At 39.8% G+C, this 22,898-nt stretch carries 21 protein-coding genes and 1 pseudogene; 8 read left to right on the top strand and 14 right to left on the bottom strand.

Going from position 1 to position 22,898, the window contains the following annotated elements; all coding sequences use genetic code 11:
• The 5 genes from V6260_RS07330 to rpsB form a co-directional block, all read right to left on the bottom strand.
• Positions 1–762 carry an isoprenyl transferase gene (locus tag V6260_RS07330; protein ID WP_341593417.1) on the bottom strand — a complete coding sequence of 254 codons (762 nt, stop codon included), beginning with the start codon at positions 760–762 and terminating at the stop codon, positions 1–3.
• A 100-nt stretch (positions 763–862) separates the two neighbouring features.
• Entirely contained in the window at positions 863–1,384 is a 522-nt protein-coding gene (frr, locus tag V6260_RS07325) for a ribosome recycling factor (protein WP_425355704.1), read from the bottom strand.
• 49 nt (positions 1,385–1,433) lie between these two features.
• Positions 1,434–2,183 (bottom strand): UMP kinase, encoded by a 750-nt coding sequence (gene pyrH, locus V6260_RS07320; protein WP_341593414.1) that lies wholly within the window; start codon positions 2,181–2,183, stop codon positions 1,434–1,436.
• 158 nt (positions 2,184–2,341) lie between these two features.
• Positions 2,342–3,193: a translation elongation factor Ts gene (gene tsf, locus V6260_RS07315; protein WP_341593413.1), complete on the bottom strand. Its 852-nt coding sequence runs from the start codon at positions 3,191–3,193 to the stop codon at positions 2,342–2,344.
• Positions 3,194–3,296: 103 nt separating this feature from the next.
• Complete coding sequence (gene rpsB / locus V6260_RS07310; protein ID WP_341593411.1) at positions 3,297–4,025, bottom strand: 30S ribosomal protein S2; 729 nt, start codon at positions 4,023–4,025, stop codon at positions 3,297–3,299.
• A gap of 272 nt (positions 4,026–4,297) precedes the next feature.
• On the opposite strand from rpsB, the gene map reads away from it, so the two are divergent.
• From map to V6260_RS07290, 4 genes are all read left to right on the top strand, one after another.
• Positions 4,298–5,083 (top strand): type I methionyl aminopeptidase, encoded by a 786-nt coding sequence (gene map / locus V6260_RS07305; RefSeq protein WP_341593409.1) that lies wholly within the window; start codon positions 4,298–4,300, stop codon positions 5,081–5,083.
• 30 nt (positions 5,084–5,113) lie between these two features.
• Positions 5,114–7,732, top strand: a complete 2,619-nt coding sequence (gene glnD, locus V6260_RS07300) for a [protein-PII] uridylyltransferase (RefSeq protein WP_341593408.1) — start codon at positions 5,114–5,116, stop codon at positions 7,730–7,732.
• Between the two features lie 9 nt (positions 7,733–7,741).
• Complete coding sequence (dapD, locus tag V6260_RS07295) at positions 7,742–8,569, top strand: 2,3,4,5-tetrahydropyridine-2,6-dicarboxylate N-succinyltransferase (protein WP_341593406.1); 828 nt, start codon at positions 7,742–7,744, stop codon at positions 8,567–8,569.
• Positions 8,570–9,046: 477 nt separating this feature from the next.
• A complete protein-coding gene (locus V6260_RS07290) occupies positions 9,047–11,077 on the top strand; it encodes a BCCT family transporter (protein ID WP_341593404.1) in 2,031 nt (676 codons plus the stop codon).
• 83 nt (positions 11,078–11,160) lie between these two features.
• Here V6260_RS07290 and V6260_RS19650 read toward each other — a convergent pair.
• Positions 11,161–11,256, bottom strand: a pseudogene (locus V6260_RS19650) (4a-hydroxytetrahydrobiopterin dehydratase); the annotation flags it as partial.
• A gap of 228 nt (positions 11,257–11,484) precedes the next feature.
• On the opposite strand from V6260_RS19650, the gene V6260_RS07285 reads away from it, so the two are divergent.
• The 4 genes from V6260_RS07285 to V6260_RS07270 are packed head-to-tail and all read left to right on the top strand — an operon-like array spanning position 11,485 to position 16,209.
• Positions 11,485–12,726 carry an HlyD family secretion protein gene (locus V6260_RS07285; RefSeq protein WP_341593402.1) on the top strand — a complete coding sequence of 414 codons (1,242 nt, stop codon included), beginning with the start codon at positions 11,485–11,487 and terminating at the stop codon, positions 12,724–12,726.
• Entirely contained in the window at positions 12,723–13,403 is a 681-nt protein-coding gene (locus V6260_RS07280; protein ID WP_341593400.1) for an ABC transporter ATP-binding protein, read from the top strand. The genes V6260_RS07285 and V6260_RS07280 overlap by 4 nt, the downstream gene beginning before the upstream one ends.
• A complete protein-coding gene (locus V6260_RS07275) occupies positions 13,403–15,763 on the top strand; it encodes a hypothetical protein (RefSeq protein WP_341593398.1) in 2,361 nt (786 codons plus the stop codon). Before V6260_RS07280 ends, V6260_RS07275 begins: the two co-directional genes overlap by 1 nt.
• A gap of 8 nt (positions 15,764–15,771) precedes the next feature.
• Positions 15,772–16,209, top strand: coding sequence for a hypothetical protein (locus V6260_RS07270; protein WP_341593397.1), 438 nt, complete (start codon positions 15,772–15,774; stop codon positions 16,207–16,209).
• Positions 16,210–16,268: 59 nt separating this feature from the next.
• Here V6260_RS07270 and V6260_RS07265 read toward each other — a convergent pair whose 3' ends face one another.
• The 8 genes from V6260_RS07265 to pspA all read right to left on the bottom strand — a co-directional run bounded on the left by V6260_RS07265 (position 16,269) and on the right by pspA (position 22,885).
• Positions 16,269–16,613 carry a 4a-hydroxytetrahydrobiopterin dehydratase gene (locus V6260_RS07265; protein ID WP_002958326.1) on the bottom strand — a complete coding sequence of 115 codons (345 nt, stop codon included), beginning with the start codon at positions 16,611–16,613 and terminating at the stop codon, positions 16,269–16,271.
• Positions 16,614–16,650: 37 nt separating this feature from the next.
• Entirely contained in the window at positions 16,651–17,448 is a 798-nt protein-coding gene (gene phhA, locus V6260_RS07260; protein WP_341593394.1) for a phenylalanine 4-monooxygenase, read from the bottom strand.
• A 237-nt stretch (positions 17,449–17,685) separates the two neighbouring features.
• Positions 17,686–18,867: a methionine gamma-lyase gene (megL, locus tag V6260_RS07255; protein WP_341593392.1), complete on the bottom strand. Its 1,182-nt coding sequence runs from the start codon at positions 18,865–18,867 to the stop codon at positions 17,686–17,688.
• A gap of 150 nt (positions 18,868–19,017) precedes the next feature.
• Complete coding sequence (locus V6260_RS07250; protein ID WP_341593391.1) at positions 19,018–20,043, bottom strand: YcjF family protein; 1,026 nt, start codon at positions 20,041–20,043, stop codon at positions 19,018–19,020.
• Positions 20,040–21,458, bottom strand: a complete 1,419-nt coding sequence (locus V6260_RS07245; protein ID WP_341593390.1) for a YcjX family protein — start codon at positions 21,456–21,458, stop codon at positions 20,040–20,042. The genes V6260_RS07250 and V6260_RS07245 overlap by 4 nt, the downstream gene beginning before the upstream one ends.
• 63 nt (positions 21,459–21,521) lie before the next feature.
• Positions 21,522–21,923, bottom strand: a complete 402-nt coding sequence (pspC, locus tag V6260_RS07240; RefSeq protein ID WP_149591832.1) for an envelope stress response membrane protein PspC — start codon at positions 21,921–21,923, stop codon at positions 21,522–21,524.
• Positions 21,920–22,153 (bottom strand): envelope stress response membrane protein PspB, encoded by a 234-nt coding sequence (gene pspB, locus V6260_RS07235; RefSeq protein WP_341593389.1) that lies wholly within the window; start codon positions 22,151–22,153, stop codon positions 21,920–21,922. The genes pspC and pspB overlap by 4 nt, the downstream gene beginning before the upstream one ends.
• Positions 22,154–22,225: 72 nt before the next feature.
• The gene (gene pspA, locus V6260_RS07230; RefSeq protein ID WP_007376832.1) at positions 22,226–22,885 is read right to left on the bottom strand and encodes a phage shock protein PspA; all 660 of its coding nucleotides are present in this window, start codon (positions 22,883–22,885) and stop codon (positions 22,226–22,228) included.
• Positions 22,886–22,898 lie beyond the last annotated feature (13 nt).

Here is a 22,898-nt window from a genome sequence, read left to right as displayed (position 1 = left end):
TTAGGTTTGAGCGAGTAATTGTTTTATTTGTTCGCCCGTACAACCAAAACGTCGCTCTCTGGCAACGTAACATGCAATGGCCTCAGCAAATGCTGCTTCATTAAAATCAGGCCAAAGTGTCTCGGTAAAGTAAAGCTCTGCATAAGCAGCTTGCCATAGTAAAAAGTTACTAATACGGACATCGCCACCGGTGCGAATAAGCAAATCAGGTTCGCTCTGATCCGCCATGCTCATATGCTGCGCTAGGCGCTCTTCTGTAATATCTTCTGCATTGAGAGTACCCTTCGCCACTTGCAAAGCAAGCTGCTTTGCGGCATTAGTCATATCCCAACGACCACCGTAATTAGCTGCAATATTTAAGCACAGCCCGGTGTTATTTTCAGTCAGCTGATGTGCAGCGTCTACCTTGCTACGTAACCCTTCTGAAAATCGTGTTAAATCTCCAATAATTGTCAATTTTACATTGTTTTTATGAAGCTTCTTAACTTCCTTTGTTAAAACAAATAAAAAAAGCTCCATTAAAGTGTTTACTTCGTCTTCAGGGCGGCGCCAGTTTTCACTACTAAAAGCAAATAAGGTTAACGATTGTATTCCTAATTTAGTACAAAACTGAACAGATTGACGAACTGCATCTACGCCTTTTTTATGCCCATACACACGCGGTCTATTTCTAGCTTGTGCCCAACGCCCGTTGCCATCCATAATAATGGCAACATGTTTAGGTAAACATTGCTGTGAAACTGTGTCAGCGTCTAGAACCATAAATATTGACTATTCCATAAAAAAACGCCGCCTAGTATACCCCAGACGGCGTTTCAAAACTAATATATTTAATAACCTAAAGTGTAGGTTATTTATTGAATTAGATTTCCATCAATTCAGTTTCTTTAGCAGCTAATTGTGCATCCATTTCTTTAATATACTTATCTGTAAGCTTTTGGATTGCATCTTCAGCTTGACGCGCTTCATCTTCAGAAATGTCTTTTTCTTTTAATAAAGACTTAACATCACCGTTAGCATCACGACGAACATTACGAATAGCAACACGACCGCCTTCTACTTCGCCACGTACAATTTTAATTAAATCTTTACGACGCTCTTCTGTAAGTGGAGGCAATGGAACACGAATAACAGTACCTGCAGACATAGGGTTTAAACCTAAATCAGAGGCCATAATAGCCTTTTCTACTGCTTGCGCTAAAGATTTGTCGAATACACCAATAGCAAGTGTACGTGAATCTTCAATCGTCACGTTAGCTACTTGGTTAAGTGGTGTATCTGCACCATAGTACGACACCATAATACCATCTAAAATTGCAGGGTGGGCACGACCAGTACGAATTTTAGATAATTGGCTGCCTAATGCAGCTACACTTTTTTGCATACGCGCTTGCGCATCTTTTTGAATATCGTTAATCACGGTACAATCCTAATTATTTGATTACTTCATCTGAGGCTTGTGAAGAAATAAGTGTTCCTTCTTCTTCACCCATAATTACGCGTTTTAGCGCGCCTGATTTGTTCATGTTAAACACGCTTAATGGCATTTTATGATCACGAGCCAAAGTAAACGCAGCTAAATCCATAACTTTTAATTCTTTGTCTATAACTTCATTGTAACTTAAATGGCTATAAAGCGTAGCATCTGGGTTTTTAACTGGGTCATCACTATAAACACCATCAACCTTTGTTGCTTTAATTACAGTATCTGCTTCAATTTCAATACCGCGCAAGCAAGCTGCTGAATCAGTAGTGAAAAATGGGTTACCTGTACCCGCTGCAAAAATAACTACGCGGCCTGTTTTTAATAAACTAATTGCTTCAGCCCAGTTATAAGCGTCACATACACCATTGAGTGGTATAGCCGACATTAAACGACAATTTACAAATGCACGATGAAGCGCATCACGCATTGCAAGGCCGTTCATCACTGTAGCAAGCATCCCCATGTGATCGCCTACTACGCGGTTCATACCTGCTTCTGCAAGCGATCCGCCTCGTAAAAAGTTACCACCGCCGATAACTAAACCCACTTCTACGTCGAGCTCTACCAGCTCTTTAATCTCTTGAGCCATGCGATCTAAAACTTTTGGATCAATGCCAAAGCCTGCGTCTCCCATTAAAGCTTCACCGCTTAATTTGAGAAGAACACGTCTAAAAATAGGTTTTCGATTAATAATCATTGTATTGGGGCCAACTTTTATTGAATTATGGATAAAAAATAACCGCGCTTATGTTAAACATAAAAGCGCGGTTATTTTAAAGAATTTCTAGCTGTGAAGCAAAACCAAATAGTACTTTAATTGCATCTAATTTCCTTATGCATCACAACGAGCAAATCTTACTCACCTTTAGCTGCAGCAATTTGAGCAGCAACTTCAGCAGCAAAATCTTCTTCTTTCTTCTCGATACCTTCACCAACTTCTACACGTACGAAGCCAGTAACTGTTGCATTTTTCTCTTTAAGAACTTCGCCAACAGATTTTTTAGGTTCCATGATGAAAGCTTGACCAGTAAGAGAAACCTCACCAGTGAATTTTTTCATACGGCCAACAACCATCTTCTCAGCGATTTCAGCAGGCTTGCCTTCATTCATCGCGATATCGATTTGTACTTGCTTTTCTTTTTCTACAACGTCTGCAGGAACATCAGCAGGCGTTAAGTACTCAGGGCTTGAAGCAGCAACGTGCATTGCAACGTGCTTAAGAGTTTCTTCATCAGCAACACCGGCAACAACAACACCAATACGCTCACCGTGACGGTACTCAACTAGGTTTTCACCAGCGATGTACTGCAGGCGACGTACGTTGATGTTTTCGCCAATCTTAGTAACTAGCTCAACACGGTCTTCTTCAAACTTAGCTTGTAAGTCTTCGATAGAAATTGTTTCTGCGATTGCAGCGTCAGCAACTTTGTTAGCAAATGCTAAGAAGCTTACATCTTTTGCTACGAAATCTGTTTGACAGTTAACTTCTACTAATACTGCAACACCCGCATTTTGCTTGATGATGATAGTACCTTCAGCAGCAATGTTACCTGCTTTTTTAGCAGCTTTAGCCGCGCCACTTTTACGCATATTTTCAATCGCTAACTCGATGTCGCCATCAGTTTCAGTTAACGCTTTTTTACAATCCATCATGCCAGCGCCTGTGCGCTCGCGTAATTCTTTAACTAGGGCAGTAGTTACAGCCATTAGTAAATCCTCAAATCTGAAATCAGGTTAGATAAGCGGGTTACCCGCTCGACAAGAATAGCAAGTCTTCACCTTAAAAAGATGAAGACTTGATGACAGCTAATTACTCAGCTTCAACGAAATCGTCTTTCTCAGCTTGAGCAACGATGTTATTCTCGCGACCTTCAGTGATAGCAGCTGCAACAGCGCTAGTGTAAAGGCTTACAGCACGGATAGCATCATCGTTACCTGGAACGATGTAATCAACGCCGTCTGGGTTAGAGTTAGTATCAACGATTGCTACAACTGGAATACCTAGGTTGTTTGCTTCACGGATAGCAATGTGCTCATGGTCAGCATCGATAACAAAAATCGCGTCAGGAAGACCGCCCATGTTTTTGATACCACCGAGGCTCTTCTCAAGCTTTTCCATTTCACGGTTAAGCATTAACGTTTCTTTCTTCGTTAATTTCTCGAAAGTTCCATCTTGGCTTTGTGCTTCAAGGTCTTTAAGACGCTTGATTGATTGACGAACAGTTTTCCAGTTAGTCAACATACCACCTAACCAACGGTGATTTACGAAGAACTGGTCGCTTTGTAAAGCAGCTTCTTTAACTGCGTCGCTTGCTGCGCGCTTAGTACCAACGAAAAGAACTTTACCTTTGTTTGCTGCAGCACTTGATAAAAACTTAAGTGCATCGTTGAACATTGGTACAGTTTGCTCAAGGTTGATGATATGTACACGGTTACGTGTGCCGAAGATGAAAGGCTTCATCTTAGGGTTCCAGTAACGTGCTTGGTGACCAAAGTGAACACCAGCTTGAAGCATATCGCGCATTGAAACGTTTGCCATTTTATAGATCCTCTATAGTTGTTTAGGGTTAGGCCTCCACATATCCCATAGCACCAACACCGAAGTATTTAAACTTCAAATGCACCCAAGTGTATGTGACGATACGTGTGTGTGTTAAAATAAAATTGTGTTTGCCTTAAATACAAAAAATCATTTAAGAATTTATTTGTAAAAAGACGGCGCGCTTTATACCATATTAAAATTAAATACTCAACGTCGCGTGCAAAATTTGTGCGGCGACAAATGTTAAAAAACGCAACCTTGGAGCCTCAATGAGCGCTATTATCAAGACCCCTGAAGAAATTGAAAAAATGCGTATAGCCGGGCGTTTAGCGGCGGACGTACTTGAAATGATCGAATCACATGTAGTGCCGGGTGTGACTACTGACGAGCTAAATACAATTTGTCATGATTATATTGTTAATGTGCAAAAAGCGATCCCGGCTCCGCTAAACTATCATGGCTTCCCTAAGTCTGTTTGTACGTCAGTTAATCATGTTATTTGTCACGGAATTCCAAATGACAAACCATTAAAAGACGGCGACAGCGTAAATATCGATGTTACTGTCATTAAAGATGGCTACCACGGCGATACATCTAAAATGTTCCACGTTGGTACACCAAACATTCAAGGCAGACGTCTTGCAGAAGTAACACAAGAAAGCTTATACATTGCTATTAAAATGGTAAAACCAGGTGTACGTTTAGGTGATATTGGCGAAGCTATTCAAAAATATGTTGAAGGTTTTAACTATTCAATTGTGCGTGAGTACTGCGGCCATGGCATTGGCGCAGGATTTCATGAAGAACCACAAGTAATGCATTATGGTAAAGCGGGTACTGGCGAAACTTTAAAAGCGGGCATGTGCTTAACCATTGAACCAATGGTTAATGCGGGTAAACGCCAATGTAAACTCCTTAAAGATGATTGGACTGTAGTAACTCGCGACCGTAGCTTGTCTGCACAGTGGGAACATACTTTATTAGTGACTGAAAATGGTGTTGAAATTTTAACGCTACGATCAGATGATACTCTCGACAGGATCATAGAACACTAATAATAAATAAAAAATTAGGAGCCGGCCCACGTGGCATTACCCAACAAAGTAAAGAAGTTGCTTAGCGATGCTGAGCAACTTAGTGATTATCGCGATTGTTCTAGCTATTTTTATAAGTGGTTACATAACGAATTTTCTAAACAACCGGTTGGGAATTTAATCAATGCCCGGGCTGAGTTTATTGACCGCCTGCTAATAAAACTATTTCATGTTTACGACTTAGCGCGCGAACCTGATTTAGCATTGATAGCAGTAGGCGGGTACGGACGTGGCGAGCTACATCCCTATTCCGACATCGACTTTTTATTGCTTGTAACTAAACCGCCAAGCGAAGAAATATGCGAAAAAATAGGCCAATTTGTCACTATGCTATGGGATCTCAATTTAGAGATTGGCCACAGCGTACGCACAATAGAACAAGCTATTGAACAAAAACGTGAAGACGTTACATTTGCCACCAGCTTGCTTGAAAGCCGCCTTATTTTTGGTAACCACATTGAGTTTGAAAAACTCAAAACGCATATTATCGAAACCCCAGTTAGGCGCTCAGGTGAGTTTTTTGTTGCTAAAGTGCAAGAGCAAAACCTTCGCCACAAAAAATGCCACGGCACAGCATATAACCTAGAGCCAAATATAAAAGAAAACCCAGGTGGCCTGCGCGACTTACAAACTATAATTTGGGTTGCTAAAAAGCACTTTAGAGCCGAAACCCTACAAGAACTAATAAGCCACGGCTATTTAACTCATGAAGAGTTTCAAGAACTTTCAGAGTGCCTAGAGAACTTATGGAATATTCGCTTTGCGCTGCATTTAGCTGCGGGTCGCTCAGAAAACCGGTTGTTGTTTGATCACCAACCCAATACCGCTGAAATTTTAGGTTTTGGTAGTGATGGTAAATCGTCGGTTGAGCGCATGATGAAGCGCTTATTTAGAATAATGAGCCGCGTACGCGAGCTTAATCAAATGCTACTGTCGTACTTTGAACAAAGCATTATTCCAGAAACCATAGAAGCGCCAGTTGTAGAACTTGATAGAAATTTTGAACGTGTTGGTCATCAAATTAGAGTGAAAAATCCATCTGTGTTTTTTAGGCGCGACCAGCTATTTGTTTTATTTGAACACATAGCCGACAACCCTGAAATCACTCATATTTATCCAAGCACCATACGCACAATTCGCCAAGTTCGTAGGCGCCTATTAGGCGATTTACAAGATTACGCAGCCTGTCGTGAAGCATTCTTACGTTTGGTAAAACACCCTAATGGCATGGGCCGCGCGTTTACGCTTATGCATAAACACGGCATGTTGGCCGCTTACTTACCACAATGGCGTAATATATTTGGGCAAATGCAGTTTGACTTATTTCATGCCTACACGGTAGATGAGCACACCCATAAGCTCATTAAAAATATTTACCAATTTTTTGATAAAACCGGTATTAGTGAATTTCCTATTTGTAGTGAGATAGTGACCCGAATGGATAAGCCCGAGCTGCTTTATTTAGCCGGAATATTTCATGATATTGCTAAAGGCCGTGGTGGAGATCACTCAGAACTAGGGTCGGTTGATGCGATTGCTTTTTCTAAATTACATGGTTTCCCATCGTCAGACGGCAAGCTAATATCTTGGCTTGTTGGTAACCACTTACTTATGTCGGTAACTGCTCAGCGTAAAGATATAAACGACCCGGGTGTAATTAAAGACTTTGCATCACGCGTAAAGACTGAACGCCAGCTCGACTACCTATATTGTTTAACCGTTGCCGATATTCGCGCAACCAACGACAATCTATGGAACGACTGGAAAAACACGCTACTTCGCGAACTCTACTTACATACTCAACGCGCGTTACGCCTAGGTCTTGAAAACCCAATGGATCAACGCGACCAAATACGTGATAAAAAGCACCAAGCTAAGCAGCGCTTACTGAATTTAGGCCACTTTGAAGAACAAATTGACTTAATTTGGAGCCGTTTTAAAGCAAATTACTTTACCGCCTTTAGTGAGCAACAAATATCGTGGCACAGCGAACATCTACTTAAATGTACAGATTTAAGCCAGCCAAGTGTAGTTGTATCAGATAAAGCCATGCATGGTGGCACACAAGTCTTTGTATACAGCCCCTACTCTGGGCCATTGTTTGCTCGTCTAGTAAGTGTAATCGGTACTAAAAAAGCACAAATACAACATGCTCAAGTACTTACCACCAAAGATGGTTACGTACTATTTAATTTTGTAATACTTGAAGTAAGTGGCGACCCTATAGCGAGCGGTCGAGCGCAATCAATTAAACGTGGACTAGAACAAGCACTTAGCGATCCACGTAAGAAAATTCGTTTTAAAAAGAGCCGCTCTCAACGCTTTAAAGATTTTAATATTAAACCTAAAATTGTGTTGCGCCCACATGCACGTAAAGACCGTAGCTTAATAGAAATTCAAGCCGTCGATATACAAGGTTTACTAACCAAAATAGCCGAAGTTTTCCAAGCGCATTTACTACATATTCACGCTGCCCGAATTACAACGGTAGGTGAACGTGCCGAGGATTTCTTTGTTGTATCTAATAACGAATACCAAGCGCTGACTGATGAAGAGCAAGCAAAAATTCATCAGGCATTACGTAAAAAATTCAACGCCGAAACAGAATAGAGGACACACATGTCAGATTTAAAAACGATGATCGAAAACGCATGGGACAACCGCGATAGCATTAGCCCAAGCACAGTATCAAGCGACGTAAAACAAGCCATTATCGACGCACTTGATTTACTTGATAGCGGCGCTGCGCGCGTTGCTGAAAAAATATCAGGTGAATGGGTTGTACACCAATGGCTTAAAAAAGCCGTATTACTGTCGTTTCGTATTCGCGAAAACCAACCAATGAACGACGGCGTAAACCAATTTTACGACAAAGTACCACTTAAATTTAGTGACTATACGCCAGAGCAATTTCAGCAAGGCGGTATGCGCGTCGTACCAAACGCAGTTGCACGTAAAGGCAGCTTTGTAGGTAAAAACGTCGTACTTATGCCATCGTATGTAAATATTGGTGCATATGTTGATGACGGCACCATGGTTGATACATGGGCGACTGTAGGCTCGTGTGCACAAATTGGTAAGAACGTACATTTATCAGGTGGCGTAGGCATAGGCGGTGTTTTAGAGCCTCTACAAGCTAACCCAACTATCATTGAAGACAACTGCTTTATTGGCGCACGTTCTGAAATTGTTGAAGGCGTAATTGTTGAAGAAGGCGCGGTAATTTCAATGGGCGTTTACATCAGCCAGAGCACCCGTATTTACGACCGCGAAACTGGCGAAATTCACTACGGCCGCGTACCAGCAGGCGCAGTAGTTGTACCAGGCGCACTACCGTCAAAAGATGGCACCCACAGCCTTTACGCTGCTATTATCGTGAAAAGAGTAGATAAGCAAACACGTGAAAAAGTAGGTATCAACGCCCTACTACGCTCAATTGATGATTAAAAAGAAGCGATAAGCTTTTAGCTGTAAGCCCTAAGCAGATTGGTGTTAATCGTACGTTGGTTAAGCAAAACGAAACCCAACAACACATTAAAGTTTAGTGTATTAGCAAAAGTTTGATTGTATATTAAAAGCTTTAAACCTTTGGTTTAGAGCTTTTTTGTTTACAGTAGTGAGCTCTTAATCAAACAGTATTATATTTGTCTTAATAAGTAATATATTAGTTGAACCTGTAAAATCTAAAATTTCATCCCTAATTGTTCTCTCCATTAATATTCACTCACAAATCATTATTGAATTTAAGATGTCATCTAAAACATAGCGTTATAAAGTAAAAGTGAGTGTTTAATCGAAATAATAAAAACGTTTGCTGTAAAAACACTTATATACAAAACAAGAGACTGAATTAGCCAACACACTCAAGATATAATAAGGTGATAAAGCATAATTGAAAGTTAGCAATTAATATTAAGGATTAATATGACAAAAACTGCTTTACGCTCAACTATTTTGCTACCGGTATTTTTACCTGCAGTGTTTATTATTCTGCTCTTGGTAATTGGTACAAGTAGCAACCCTGAACTGGCAGGGCAAGCATTCAGTGTAACCCTAAAGTGGATAACAGAAACCTTTGGTTGGTTTTATATGTTATCAGTCGCTATTTTCTTAGTTTTCATCGTTTGTGTTGCAACCTCTAGCTGGGGGAATATCAAGCTGGGTCCTGATCATGCGCAGCCGCAATACAGTTTCGCTGAATGGTTTGCCATGCTATTTTCAGCCGGTTACGGAGTTGCATTACTTTATTTTGGTGTAGCAGAGCCCGTGCTCCATTATGCATCTCCGCCCGCAGGCGCAGCAGAAACCGTCGACGCCGCCAAGCAAGCTATGCAAATTGCATTTTTTCATTGGGGTTTTCACATATGGGCAATCTATGGAATTGTCGGTTTAGTCCTTGCGTATTTTGCATTTCGCCATGGCCTTCCACTGTCGATTCGCTCAGCGTTGTATCCACTTATTGGGGATAAAATATATGGCCCTATTGGTCACACTGTTGATGTGTTTGCCATATTAGGCACGCTATTTGGTATTGCTACAACGTTAGGACTTTCCGTTACTCAAATTAATGCCGGGCTGCATTATTTATGGCCAAGTATTCCTATTAATACCACTGTACAAATTACTGCTATTGCCATTATTACAGCAGCGGCCACGTTCTCTGTAGTGGCAGGTATGGATAAAGGAGTAAAACGCTTATCTATTGTAAACATGACACTTGCAGTGTCATTAATGGCCTTTGTATTTTTTATTGGTCCTACTATTCATATTCTTGAATCGTTTTTACAAAATACCGGCAGCTACCTTAGCGGTATTGTTGAGCGTACTTTTAATTTACAGGCGTATAGCCGTAGTGATTGGATTGGTAACTGGACACTCTTTATATTTGGTTGGACTATTGCTTGGGCTCCCTTTGTTGGCATGTTTATCGCTAAAATTAGCCGCGGCAGAACCATTAGGCAATTTGTTGTAGGCGTGATGCTAGTGCCGACTATTTTTACCTTTTTGTGGTTTTCTGTGTTTGGTGATACCGCGTTAAATCTAATAATGAATGAAGGGTTCAATACTTTAATTACTGACGTTCAAGCCAACCAAGCTGTTGCCTTGTTTCAATTATTTGAAGTGCTACCGTTGTCATTTATTATTTCGCTACTCACCGTTATTTTAATTATTACCTTTTTTGTAACCTCGTCTGACTCAGGATCATTAGTTATTGATTCCCTCGCCTCTGGCGGTAATATTAATACGCCTGCATGGCAACGCGTATTTTGGGCTGTCCTAGAGGGTGCTGTGGCTGCTGTTTTATTAGTAGCAGGTGGGTTAAGTGCACTACAAACTATGACTATAGCCAGTGCCTTACCCTTTGCGATTATTATGCTTATTGCAACCGCCGGGCTTTGGCGAGCACTGATTATTGAAGGCCATCGCGATACTAGCTTACAAGCACATGCGTTCAATGGCCGTAATGTCAACTTATCTCATTGGAAGCGCCGTTTAGCCGCCATGATTAATTACCCCAATAGAGAAAAAGTACACACCTTCATTAGTAGTGTGGTGGTACAAGCAATGCAAGCCGTTCAGGCTGAATTAAAAGCTCGACAATGGCATGCAGAGGTTGATTTTGATACCGACTTAGGCCGTGCTCATTTAACTGTGCTACGACATGAGCATGTTGATTTTGTATATGACATTCGTCTAACCGAACACCCTATGCCAAGCTTTGCCTATTCAGAACTAAAGCCCGATATTGATAACACCGAAATGTATTACAAGGCTGATGTTTTCTTACGTCGTGGTGGGCAATCTTACGATGTGTATGGTTACAGTGAAGATGATATTGTGAAAGATATTCTTGATCAATTTGAGAATTACTTACACTTTTTAGGTAACAGCCCAGGTGAGCTACCTTGGGATATGGCCGAGCACGATGACATGTTAAATAGCGATAAATCTTAAATAAGCATCGTATTTAATACACAATTAATGCAATAAAAAAGGCACTGAAAAGTGCCTTTTTAGTTTGCTCAATTAATTTTTAATTACAGTGCTTTAAATACGTCGTCTGTTTTAGCTGCGCAAATAAAGTCGTTTTTGTATAGCAACGTAATAGTTTCTCTACCCCACATCATCAGAAGTAAAATAATTAAATCTCTATTGCCCTAAATTACATTAAAATAAAATTTACATCGTTAACTTAGTAGTGATATAACTGAGTGTATTTTGGGAACGAGTTGATGAATATTCAGACTGTTAGTCTGCTAGATATTAACCTCACATCCTTTTTATAAGGAAAGTGAAAACTCTAACTTAAATAACGTTTAGTCTATTTTTAAAATAATAAAAGCACTTAGCGGGTTGTACTAATGGAAGAGTATTTAATCGTAAAACAAAAAAAGAAAGCTCCATTCATAATTGGGACTTTATTGTTGTTAATAGCTCTTGGCTATTTAATTAAATTAGCACTATTCTCTGATGGCATACCTGCTCGCTATTTGAAACCAATACTTGTTACTAAAATATCCTCACCTAATGTATTAAAAGGGATTGGTACAATAGAGCCTACACAAAGAGAGCTTTTGTCTGCGCCGCTAAAAGGCAATATCAACACACTTACAATTCGTGAAGGGCAAGCTATAAAGAAAGGCCAAGTATTAGCAAAACTGAATAACTACGAATTGGAACAAGATATACATAATGCGAGTTACGAGCAGCTTAATTTAGAATCTCAAGTGGCTATTGATAAAAGCAATTTAGCAATTAAGCTCTCGCAAATTAAAGTCGACTTATCTAAAGCTAAAATGGCATTGCAGCAGCAAGCGCTTGAATTAAATGCTAATAAAGTTTTAATGGGACAAGGTATTATTTCTGCAATTCGCTTTAAACAAAGCGAAATGCTTTACAAACAAAGTGAACTTGAAGTTAATGCTAAAAATGGTGAACTTAGTCTATTTAAAGAGGCATTTGGTCAGCAATTAATTGCGCTTGATAACAAAGTAAACATCGCAAAAAACAAACTTAGTTATTTACAAAGGCGTCAAGAGCAACTAACACTCACAGCAAACTTTGACGGTACTGTAAGCCAAAACTTAGCTAAGTTAGGTCAAGCGGTTACTCAAGGACAATCGCTGTTTGAGTTAATAGAGACCGACAACTTACTGGCTAAAATACAAGTCCCTCAGTACTCATCTAATCAGTTAAAAATAGGCCAAAAAGCAGACATAGTTACACCCAGTGGCACAATTGCAGCTAAGGTAGATTATATTGATACGGTAATAAGAAATGGCGCTATTAATGTATTTTTAGTTTTAGACGCTTCCCCTCCATCATGGCTTAGAAGCAGCCAAGCAATAGAAGCTCATATTTATTTGGAGCAATCTTTAGTAACTCAAAACATTAAAAAACCGAATGATTTTGATAACTACAGCAAATGGAAGGTCTACGAAATAACACCATCGAGTGAAGCTGTTCTTACTAATATAAATTATAAAACGACTGAGCAAGACACCTTGAGCTTTAATGAAACGCTACAGAGTAATTATGTATTATTGCTGCCTGCTGATTACGCCACTAAAAATAACTTTAATTTAATAGGTGCTTTTAAATGAGTTATCCGCTGATAGAGTTTAAAAATGTTTTTTATCAATATCCTAATACCAAAATTGATACCCTCAAAGCTGTAAGTTTTAAAATAAACAGTGGTGACTACATTGCAATAACCGGTACTTCTGGCAGTGGTAAAAGTACCTTACTTTCTATTTTAGGTTTACTAAACTTACCTAGCCAAGGGCAATACACTATTTTAGGCACTAATACAGCAGACTTAACACCCTACTCTATTGCAGCCATTAAAAATAGAGAACTTGGTTTTATATTTCAAAACTTTAATTTATTAAATCATTTAAGCATATTTGATAATGTGGCTTTGCCACTCAGTTACAACAAGTCGGTACCTAGAAAGGATTATCAAAAAAAAGTTAAAGCTGCGCTTAATAAAGTAAATATGCTTGAATTTATTGATAGAAAGCCAAGCCAATTGTCAGGCGGGCAACAACAAAGAGTTGCTATTGCTAGAGCATTAATAAATGAGCCCTCTGTTATTTTAGCCGATGAGCCAACGGGTAATTTAGATTCGAGTAATAGCGAACAAATATATCAGTTACTCAATAAGCTAAACGACGAAGGCAAAACAATTTGCTTAATAACACATGATGAAAACCATGCTAAAACAGCAAAAACGCGTTTGTATATTCAAGACGGACAGCTTAGTACGCAAGGTTTTTGATGCTGAACTTAATTACTGTTCTGACCTTAAACTGGCTAAAATATGCTAAGCAAAATACTAAATTATGGCTTAGCTGTTTGTTGCTGAGTATTCCTTTATGTCTAATTTTAAATGTAAGTAATATTCATAGTCAGTTTTTATCAGCCGATTACACGGCAATAAATAACATCCACAACATTAAACAAGTTTACTTAAGTGACACTCAAAATGACTTACCCGTTGATGAATACATTTTTGATGAAATAATCTTATTGCACCAAAATTTAGTCGGCGTTTTTGAACGCTCTATTGATTTATCATTAAAGCTTTCGATTAATCATAATAGCGAGCCTGTTAAGGTAAGCTTTATATCGGGGGGTTATAAACAATTAGGTATCATTCCTGCTTTAGGCAGCTTTGAACAATTAAATTACCCAAAACAAGGCAGCGCACTAAGTGCCGCCATTAGCTATTCGTTTTGGCATACTCATTTTAAAGGTGTCACTGATATTATTGGCAAACAGCTTGTTGTTAATAATAAAAGCATAAACATTGTTGCTGTAATGCCAAAAGAGTTTAAAAGCTTTAAACGTGCCTATGAACCTAAACTCGTTATTCCTTACTCGCAACTCAAACATATTTTGCCTCAAGAAAGTAGCCTAACCCCAGATACATTTACGTATATTCTAGGAAACATTAAAAATAGAACACTCTTTTTAAGTTCTATAAATAAGCACTTACAAAAAGAGATGTTTATATTTGATAACACCGAACTTAAGTTTAGTGATGGTATTGGCGTTAATCCGACTCACTTTAATAAAATAATAAAGCGCCTAAATTTATTGCAGTTACTTTATTATATTTTACTCACATTTAGCTTCATTGCTTTTTGTGCATTTTACTGTGCAGAGTCAATTAAAAAGCAACAAGAAGAAACTATACGCAAACTATGTGGAGCCAATAACACACACATTTTTGTGCAGCAAATTATTGATATTGCACTCACAAGCCTACTACTTATTATTGTAATGTGCGTTTTGTATCCACTGAGCGACCGCATTAGCGCAATTTTATTACCAAGCCTGAATAAGCTAAGCAGCTCTTTTTCATTATTTACGCTGGCGGTATTTTACATTGTTATTATTACTTTTTTATCGGCGCTTAGTTATTTTCAGCGAAGGTGGATACACAGCAGTATTGGACGCGGCCAAAGTGCAACAACAAGCGAAAAAGTACAAGTGTTCTCATTGCTTTCATTACTTACTAGCCTTGCTATTACAAGTGTTTACATTAGTAGTTTGGTTATTTACAGCCAGATTAATTTAAATAATAAAAGTATGGGTTTTAATGCAGATAATATTCTAATTGCCAGCTTTAGTTTTCCACAATCACCTAGCGAGGCCTTTAATGCAAATAATTCTGCTCAACAGTTAATTCAGCAATTAAATTCACTGCCCATTATTGAAGAAGTATCACTTAGCTCAGCCCCGCCCCTATCAGATCGCAGTGGGTTTAGTGCATGGTACACCGTTACCGGACAGGCTATCAGTTCGGGTAAAAGCGCCAGTACCGCAAGCCATAGAGTGAGCCCGCATTACTTTAAAACTATTGGCGCTAAGCTTATTTCTGGGCAAAGCCTGCAATGGCAACAGTACCAAAACATTGTCGTTAACAGCGCTTTATGGGATCAATACTTTGCAGGCACAGGACTAAGCCAAGCTTATTTATTAGCCCAATTTGATACTGGAAAAGTAAAACATAAAGTAGTTGGCGTTGTTAATGATATTTATAACGAAGGAGCCGACACACCGGTTCAGCCCACTGTATATAATGTAATAAGTGCCATGACAGGTTTTGAAACAATTATAATTAAAACTTATGCGCCCATCACACAAGTTGAAAATGAACTCCAAACGGCAGTAAGAGCATTAAGTGTAAACTTTAACGATTTATCACTTACCTCCCTTTCTTCTTTAGTAAAAAATGAGCAAGCCCCTAGAAATGCATTACTTATAATTACCGTGGTGTGTTCCTCAATTCTTCTACTCTCTGCGTTTTTATACAACTACAGCAGTATTAAACAGCTTACGGCTAAATCATCCACAGAGCTTGCATTAAGACGTGCAATGGGCGCTCGCAGCTACCAAATATGTTATTTATTTTTAAAGCTCTTTTTTACTGCATTTGTGATAACTCACATAGTTATTATTGCGCTATTTTTCACCCAACATGAAAAACTACAAACTTTTTTATTTCAACAATCCGTTTTTGACCTAAACACGATACTTACAGTGCATTTAGTCATTTTGTTAGCGGTTATATGTATTATTGCTATAGAGATTAAAAAAACACTTAACAACTCGTGGAATAACTTAACTTAAGGATAAGCATGTACAAATTACTACTGACTACACTACTTATATATGGCGGAAATACATACGCTGAGCAGTACAGTTTCTCTCATTACCAAATGGTTAAATCGCCCATTAATAATACCGCACCGCAAATGCTTTTATTTAACAGCAAAGGCGAATTGATACATTACTCTGATAAATATTTACCAAATATTTTATCCATTTTTAAAAATAAACAAAGCCATCCTGATTCTGATTTAATTAAAAGTAATTTAGAGCAGCTATTAACAACGTTGCCCGATTTTACCCAGCAAAAGTATACGTTGTTTTACACCTCAATAGATGAAGATGTAGGCCCCTGTCCGCCTTGTAGGCAACAAGAAAAAACCATCGACATGCTTAAAAGTAAGTTTTCTGATAAACAGCTAAAGGTTCATTCAATTTCTATAAATGCCAGTGACGACGGTATATAAAAAACCCGCTAAATAACTTTAGCGGGCTTTTTGTTGCGAAGGTTAAACCTTTAAAAAGTTTACAGCGCGTTAAATACGTCGTCTGTTTTAGCTGCGCAAATAAAGTCGTTTTTATGTAGGCCTTTAATTGAATGGCTCCACCATGTGACGGTTACTTTGCCCCACTCGGTTAATAAACCTGGGTGATGGCCTTCGTCTTCTGCCATGTCGCCTACTTTGTTAGTAAACGCGATAGCCTGTTTGAAGTTTTTAAATTTATAAACACGCTCAAGCTGCATAATGCCGTCGCGTACTTCTGGTACCCAATCTGGGATTTTAGTAATTAATTGTGCTAACTCTTCGTCAGATACTTTTGGCGCATCTACATGACAGGCTTCGCATTTTTGTGCACTTAATGAAGACATTCTAAATCCTTACTTTTAGCTTTTTTAGCATTAATGTTTAACTGGCTAATTTTTCTTTTGGTGGAAATTTTGGGTCGTGCAAACCAAGCTCTTTAGCTCGCTCAACCAAAGTCATAATATCCATTTGCGATATATCAAACAGATCATGAATCGAATTTATGGTGTAGTACTGTGGTTGCATAATATCAATACGGTACGGCGTACGCAGTACATCAAGCACATTCATTGGGCTAATTTCTGGCGTGTTTGAGTATACGTACTGAGTCTCCCCTGGGCTTGATAAAATACCGCCGCCGTAAATACGCAGACCGTGTTCGGTTTGCATTAAACCAAATTCAACCGTAAACCAGTATACACGCGCAAGGTATACACGGTCCTTTTTCTGCGCTGCGTAACCTAATTGCCCGTACTTATGCGTAAACTCGGCAAAGTCAGGATTAGTCAGCATGGCACAGTGGCCAAATATTTCATGAAAAATATCTGGCTCTTGTAGGTAGTCAAACTCTTCGCGGCTACGAATAAATGTAGCTACCGGAAACTGCTTGTTTGCTAGTAATCTAAAAAACTCATCAAAGTCGATAAGCGCAGGTACTGGCGCAACTTGCCAACCGGTAGTGGCTAGCAACACTTCGTTTAGTTCGCTTAACTGCGGAATACGATTGTGCGGCAGGTTAATCTTTTTTAACCCTTGCATGTACTCGTTGCAGGCTTTGCCTTCAATGCACGCAAGTTGGCGCGCTACAAGCTCAGACCAAATTTTATTTTCTTCATCACTCCAGTGTATAACACCATTTTCGTCTGGTGTTTTGGATGTGTATTTACTTGCTTTAGCCATAAGTACCTTCTTGGGTGTGAGCCCTAAATCGGTGTCAGTGTGATACTCAAATCTGTTGAATATCGAATGACCCCATACTATGCAAAAGTGAAGAAAAGTTTAATAGATAGGCTAACATCAGTATTTAGTGTGATCACTTAGATCGTAAAGTTAAAATTACACTCATGGCACATTAAAAATACAGACCTTTAAATAAAGGCCTGCAGCTTATTTTTAAGTGTATACAATTAAATACACCTAACCAATTTTAGTAAAAGCTTGGTTTAAATCACTAATAATGTCGTTAACATCTTCCAGCCCAACCGAGAGCCTGATCAGCCCATCACTTATTCCAGCGGCGGCTCGCTCCTCTGGCGTATAAGGTGAGTGAGTCATTGAAGCTGGATGCTGAATCAGTGTTTCAGCATCGCCGAGGCTTACTGCAAGTGTACAAAGTTTCATACTATCAATAAATTGTGCGCCATCTTGTAGCGTGCCTTTTATTTCAAACGCAATAACACCACCAGCGGCTTGCATTTGGTTACCAATAAACTTATAACCAGGGTGCGATTTAAGCCCCGGGTAATATACGATGCTTACTTGTGGATGCGCTTCTAGATATTGCGCTATTGTTTGTGCGCTTTGACAATGGCGCTCTATTCTAATAGCGAGTGTTTTTAGGCCTCGGTTAATTAGCCACGCGTCGTGCGGGCTTATGGTTGCACCAATGTCTTTTAGTACGGTCATTTTAATGTGTGTTATGTGCTCAAGCGATCCACATACAATACCCGCGACTACGTCTCCGTGGCCGTTTAAGTACTTGGTCGCACTGTGCATTATGATGTCAATGCCGTATTTTTTAGGTGATTGCAGTAGCGGCGTTAAAAAGGTGTTGTCGACTACACTAATTAAGTTGTGCTCTTTAGCAACTGCGCCAATGAGTGCCAAATCAATAACCGCCATAGTGGGGTTGATTGGCGTTTCTACAAATATCATTTTTGAATTAAGTTTGATGGCAGCGCGTAGTTCGTCCTCATTGGTCATATCAACAAAGGTGACTTCGATTCCCCAGCGCGGCAACATATGCGAGAAAAATGCAAAGGTACAACCATACAAAGCACTTGAGGCAACAAGATGATCTCCTTGCGATAAAAAGCTCAGTACTGAGGCAGATACAGCCCCCATACCTGTTGCGGTTGCAGCTGCTGCTTCACAGCTCTCTAGTTGAGCAACTTTTTGCTCAAGCTCTGTGGTTGTAGGGTTTCCTAAGCGCGTATAAATATAGCCAGGTTCGTCGCCTGCAAAACGCGCAGCACCTTGTGCGGCATTTTCAAAATGAAAGGTAGAGGTTTGATACAAAGGAGAAGTGAGTGCGCCGTGCGGGTCGTTTGCTTTTTGTGGTCCGTGAATACACTGGGTGTTTATATGATGCTTGCTCATTGTAGGCTCATTTTTTTGATTATTATGTTTTTGCAATTCAACAATCAAAACGTATGCGCTTACAAACAGCAAGCATGCCGGATGCTCAGATGGCTATTTGTGTAAAAACCATGCAGCGCACGTTTGTACACAAATATTGCCACTGCTAATCTAGTGTGTTGGTTCCGCCTTTTTGCGGCTCATAATTTTACCTGCGATGCTTTGCACAGTGCCTTTTAGTAAGCTGCGTTTGTTTTCAAGCCTTGGTAATGGGCGACTAAGCTCCATTGCTTTGTAACCAATACGCGCTGTAAAAATACCAGCACTGACCCCTTGCGCAGCTCGTCCCGAAAGCTTACCTAAAAGCTCAGCACTTAGTGCAGTTGCAGCAAGGTCAGATACAAGCTCTGCACTGCCTACAAACATTACTTGTTTTATCAGCATACGGTATAACTTTATGCGGCTCGCGTAACCAAAACCAATGCCGTAAATTTTACCAATTTGTTCTATTAACTTAGTGCCGCGCCAAAGCACAGCCATCATATCCACCAGCGCAAGTGGGCTTAGGGCAACTAGCAGTGCAGATTCAGTCGCAAAACGATTTATAAGCTTTTTAGCTTTGGTGTCCTGGGTTATTAATAAACTATTGGCGTACAGCGTCATTATTTCTTTGTCGCTGTGATGCATCGCTACTTGGTTTTTAAAGGTTTCAAAGTTATCAAGCTCCTGATGTTTATTGAGCTTTTCGAGCCAAGGTAATGCACCGCCTACTTGCTCGCTGTTTAAAAGCCTGTCGGCTTCAACTCGGTGCAGCTGGTTACGCTTTAAACTACGCAACATTCGGTACTCTCGCCACAATAAGCGCCCTATTAGCAGCACGCCACTTACAACTGCTGTTAAATAAACACTGCCTAAAATAATTGACTGCTCGAAAGCAAATAATAACGAATATGCAAACTCTAAAAGCACCAGTACTATAAAACTAAGAGCAAAAACACCTTTAAGCGTTTGCCACTTTGACTTTTTATAAACAGGTTCCAGATCTATTTCTGGCTCTAGTGCTTCATCTTCAAGTTCTTCGTAATCACTTTGTCCGTGGTGAATAATTTTTGCAGGTGCTAAAACGGGTTCGTTTTGCTCAATGCTTTGCGTATCTATACGACGCCCTGCTTGAAATGGTTGGTTTGACTCACTCATGTTAATTTGTCTCCTAGCAGGTACTGCATGACATGATCTAATCGAATATGTTTTAGTTGCTTATCGGGGCTCGGCATTGGAGAGAACGATAAAAACTCAAATCCCTGTGCTGGCCACTCATTTTTATTAAGCATCCGCGAGGGAGGTTGCGGCGGTAAATACGTAAGCCAATCAAGCTCGTGTAATGGTTTACCGTAAATGCAGTCAAGCGTTTGGCCTTTGTCGGTAATTTGCCGCGGCTGCGTTGCTGTAATTGACGACATGGCCATGGTTTCTATTTTTACACCATCAAACTTTAAATGATTACTTTGCTCATGCACGAGCGAATCAAGTAACAGTGCTAAATCTTTATGGTGTTTTGCACTTATGTGATCTGACTTATTAGCTGCAAATAATATTTTGTCTATGTTGGGCTTAAATAAGCGTTTAAAAAAGCCTGACTCACCATAGTTAAAGTGTGCGAGTAATTGGTTTATTACACTGCTTTGCTCTTGGAGTGTTTCGTGCCCTTCATTTAGCGCACTAAGTACATCTACAAGTACGATTTGGCGATCGAAGTGTCTAAAATGCTCATTATAAAATGGTTTTACAACTTCTTTTATATAGGCGTTAAAACGCTTAATTAAATGCGCTAAATTAGAACCCGCAACGACATCGTCACTGTTTATTTCACCCGATACCGGAAAAAACAATAACAATGGCGCGCCTTGTAAGTCTCCAGGCATAAGCATGCGCCCAGGTTGTAACATGGCAAGTTTGGTGTCTTTTTTAAGCCCTACTAACATGCTTTGATAAAGCTGAGCAATATGGGCAAGTGCGTTTTCATCAACGGGAGCGTTTAAGTCAAGTTGCTCAACGGCCATTAAAAAATCACTTGATGTGTTTACGCGCGAAGGCTGAATTAATAACGGATATTGCTGCTCGCACCACTGAGCATAGCTTTGCTCAAGCATAGGTAAATCAAGGAGCCATTCACCCGGGTAGTCAATAATATCTAAATAAAGCGTTGATTGCGGCGAAAAGTGGCCGCGCAGCCCTGCATTACTTTGATACTTTATTGCTAAGCGCAGAGTATTAATCCGCTCGGTAGATGCAGGCCATGTAGGCACCCCATCGCTTGGTAATAATGAATTTAGCGCGCGGGTATAATTAAACGTCGGGACTTTTAACGCCTCTTGCGGCACAACTTTAGTGGCCACATGGCGGTGCTCGCGCATTACATCAAAAAAAGGTAAGTTTTTATCGTCCGCTTGGGTTGTTAAGTGTTTAACAAGCGCGGTAATAAAGGCTGTTTTACCACTACCACTTAGGCCAGTTACGGCAAGCTTTACGTGTTGGTCTAAACTGCGATGAAGGGCTTTTTGTGCTTTGCCTTTAATACTTTTAAAGGTCTTTTTTGCAAATGATTGGCTCATAAAGTGTCTTGCACCTAATTTGCCGTAATTTATCACGCTGCAAATAAGGTGCTATGAAATCCTTTAAAGTTTGTTAATTTCACGGCTCACCGTAAACTCGCTTGAAGTTACATGGCGCTCCATATCTTGAAGGCGAGTATCTACACGCGTTAAACGCTCTTTTAAATCTTGCAATGCGCGGCGCGGTGGCTCGCCTTTTTGCCATACTTTAAATTTTACTTCTAGCGGATCGTCAGTTTTAGTTGAGCTATTAGTTTGCGCTGTTGCTGGCTCTTTTTTATCTAAAATGAACCAAGCTGCAATATACGCTACCACAAATAATGGGCCACCCGTTAGCAGTACCGCACTAACAAATATAATGCGAACTAACCATAACTCCATATTAAAGTAGTCACTTAATCCCGCACATACACCGGCTATTTTACCGCGTTGTGGGTCTCTTAATAATTCGCGTTTGGCACTCATACTTTACGTCTCCATTGTGGTGACTCTTGATCAAGTAATGCTTCAAGTGTTTCTAATCGATCCGCCATTTTTTCAGCCTTTTGTGCAAGCTCCAATAATTGGCGATGTTCGTGCTCACTTAAACCTTGGCTTACTTGTTTTTTGCTACGGTAGTGTAAAATTAACCACAGTGGCGCAACAAAAATCATAAACATGACAAATGGTACAATTATTACCTCTGAATCAAACATAACCCTCTCCTGACAATCCGTTTTGATGTTTTTAAGCTGGGGCACATGGGCCCCATATATTTTTATATGTAATTATTTATCAGCTAACTTCTTTTTAAGTTCGGCTAGCTCATCATCTATCTTTTCATTTTTTTGTAGGTTAGCAATTTCGTCCGCTAACGTCTTTTTACCTAAATCGTACGACTCAATTTGAGATTCTAGTCCATCAATTTTGGTTTCGTAACGTTCAAAGCGATTAAGTGCTTCTTCTACTTTTGAGCTATCAAGTGTCTTTTTCACTTCAAGGCGCGACTCAGCCGAACGTTGGCGAAGTATAATTGCCTTTTGACGAGATTTAGCATCTGCTAGCTTTTCTTGTAGCGTCGTGACTTCTTGCTGTAATTTCTCAATATGAGACTCTACATGTTCAAGCTCACTCGCTACTGAAGCAACGGCATCTGCCGACTTTTGCTTTTCAAGTAGGGCTGAACGCGCTAAATCGTCGCGGTCTTTACTTAAAGCCAGCTCGGCTTTATCTTGCCAATCACTTACTTGTGCTTTAAGTGTATCTAAGCGGCGTACGATTTCTTTTTTCTCAGCCAATGTTTTAGCCGATGTAGAACGTACTTCAACAAGCGTATCTTCCATTTCTTGAATAATCAGACGAACCATTTTTTCTGGGTCTTCTGCTTTATCTAAAATGGCGTTGATATTAGAATTAACAATATCTGCAAAACGTGAAAAAATTCCCATAACATTTACCTCT

Source organism: Pseudoalteromonas aliena (genome assembly GCF_038155085.1).
In the GTDB taxonomy this organism is placed as follows: Bacteria; Pseudomonadota; Gammaproteobacteria; order Enterobacterales; family Alteromonadaceae; genus Pseudoalteromonas; species Pseudoalteromonas aliena_A.
Note: the sequence above shows the minus strand (reverse complement) of the source record. Positions and strands in the feature narration are given on the sequence as shown.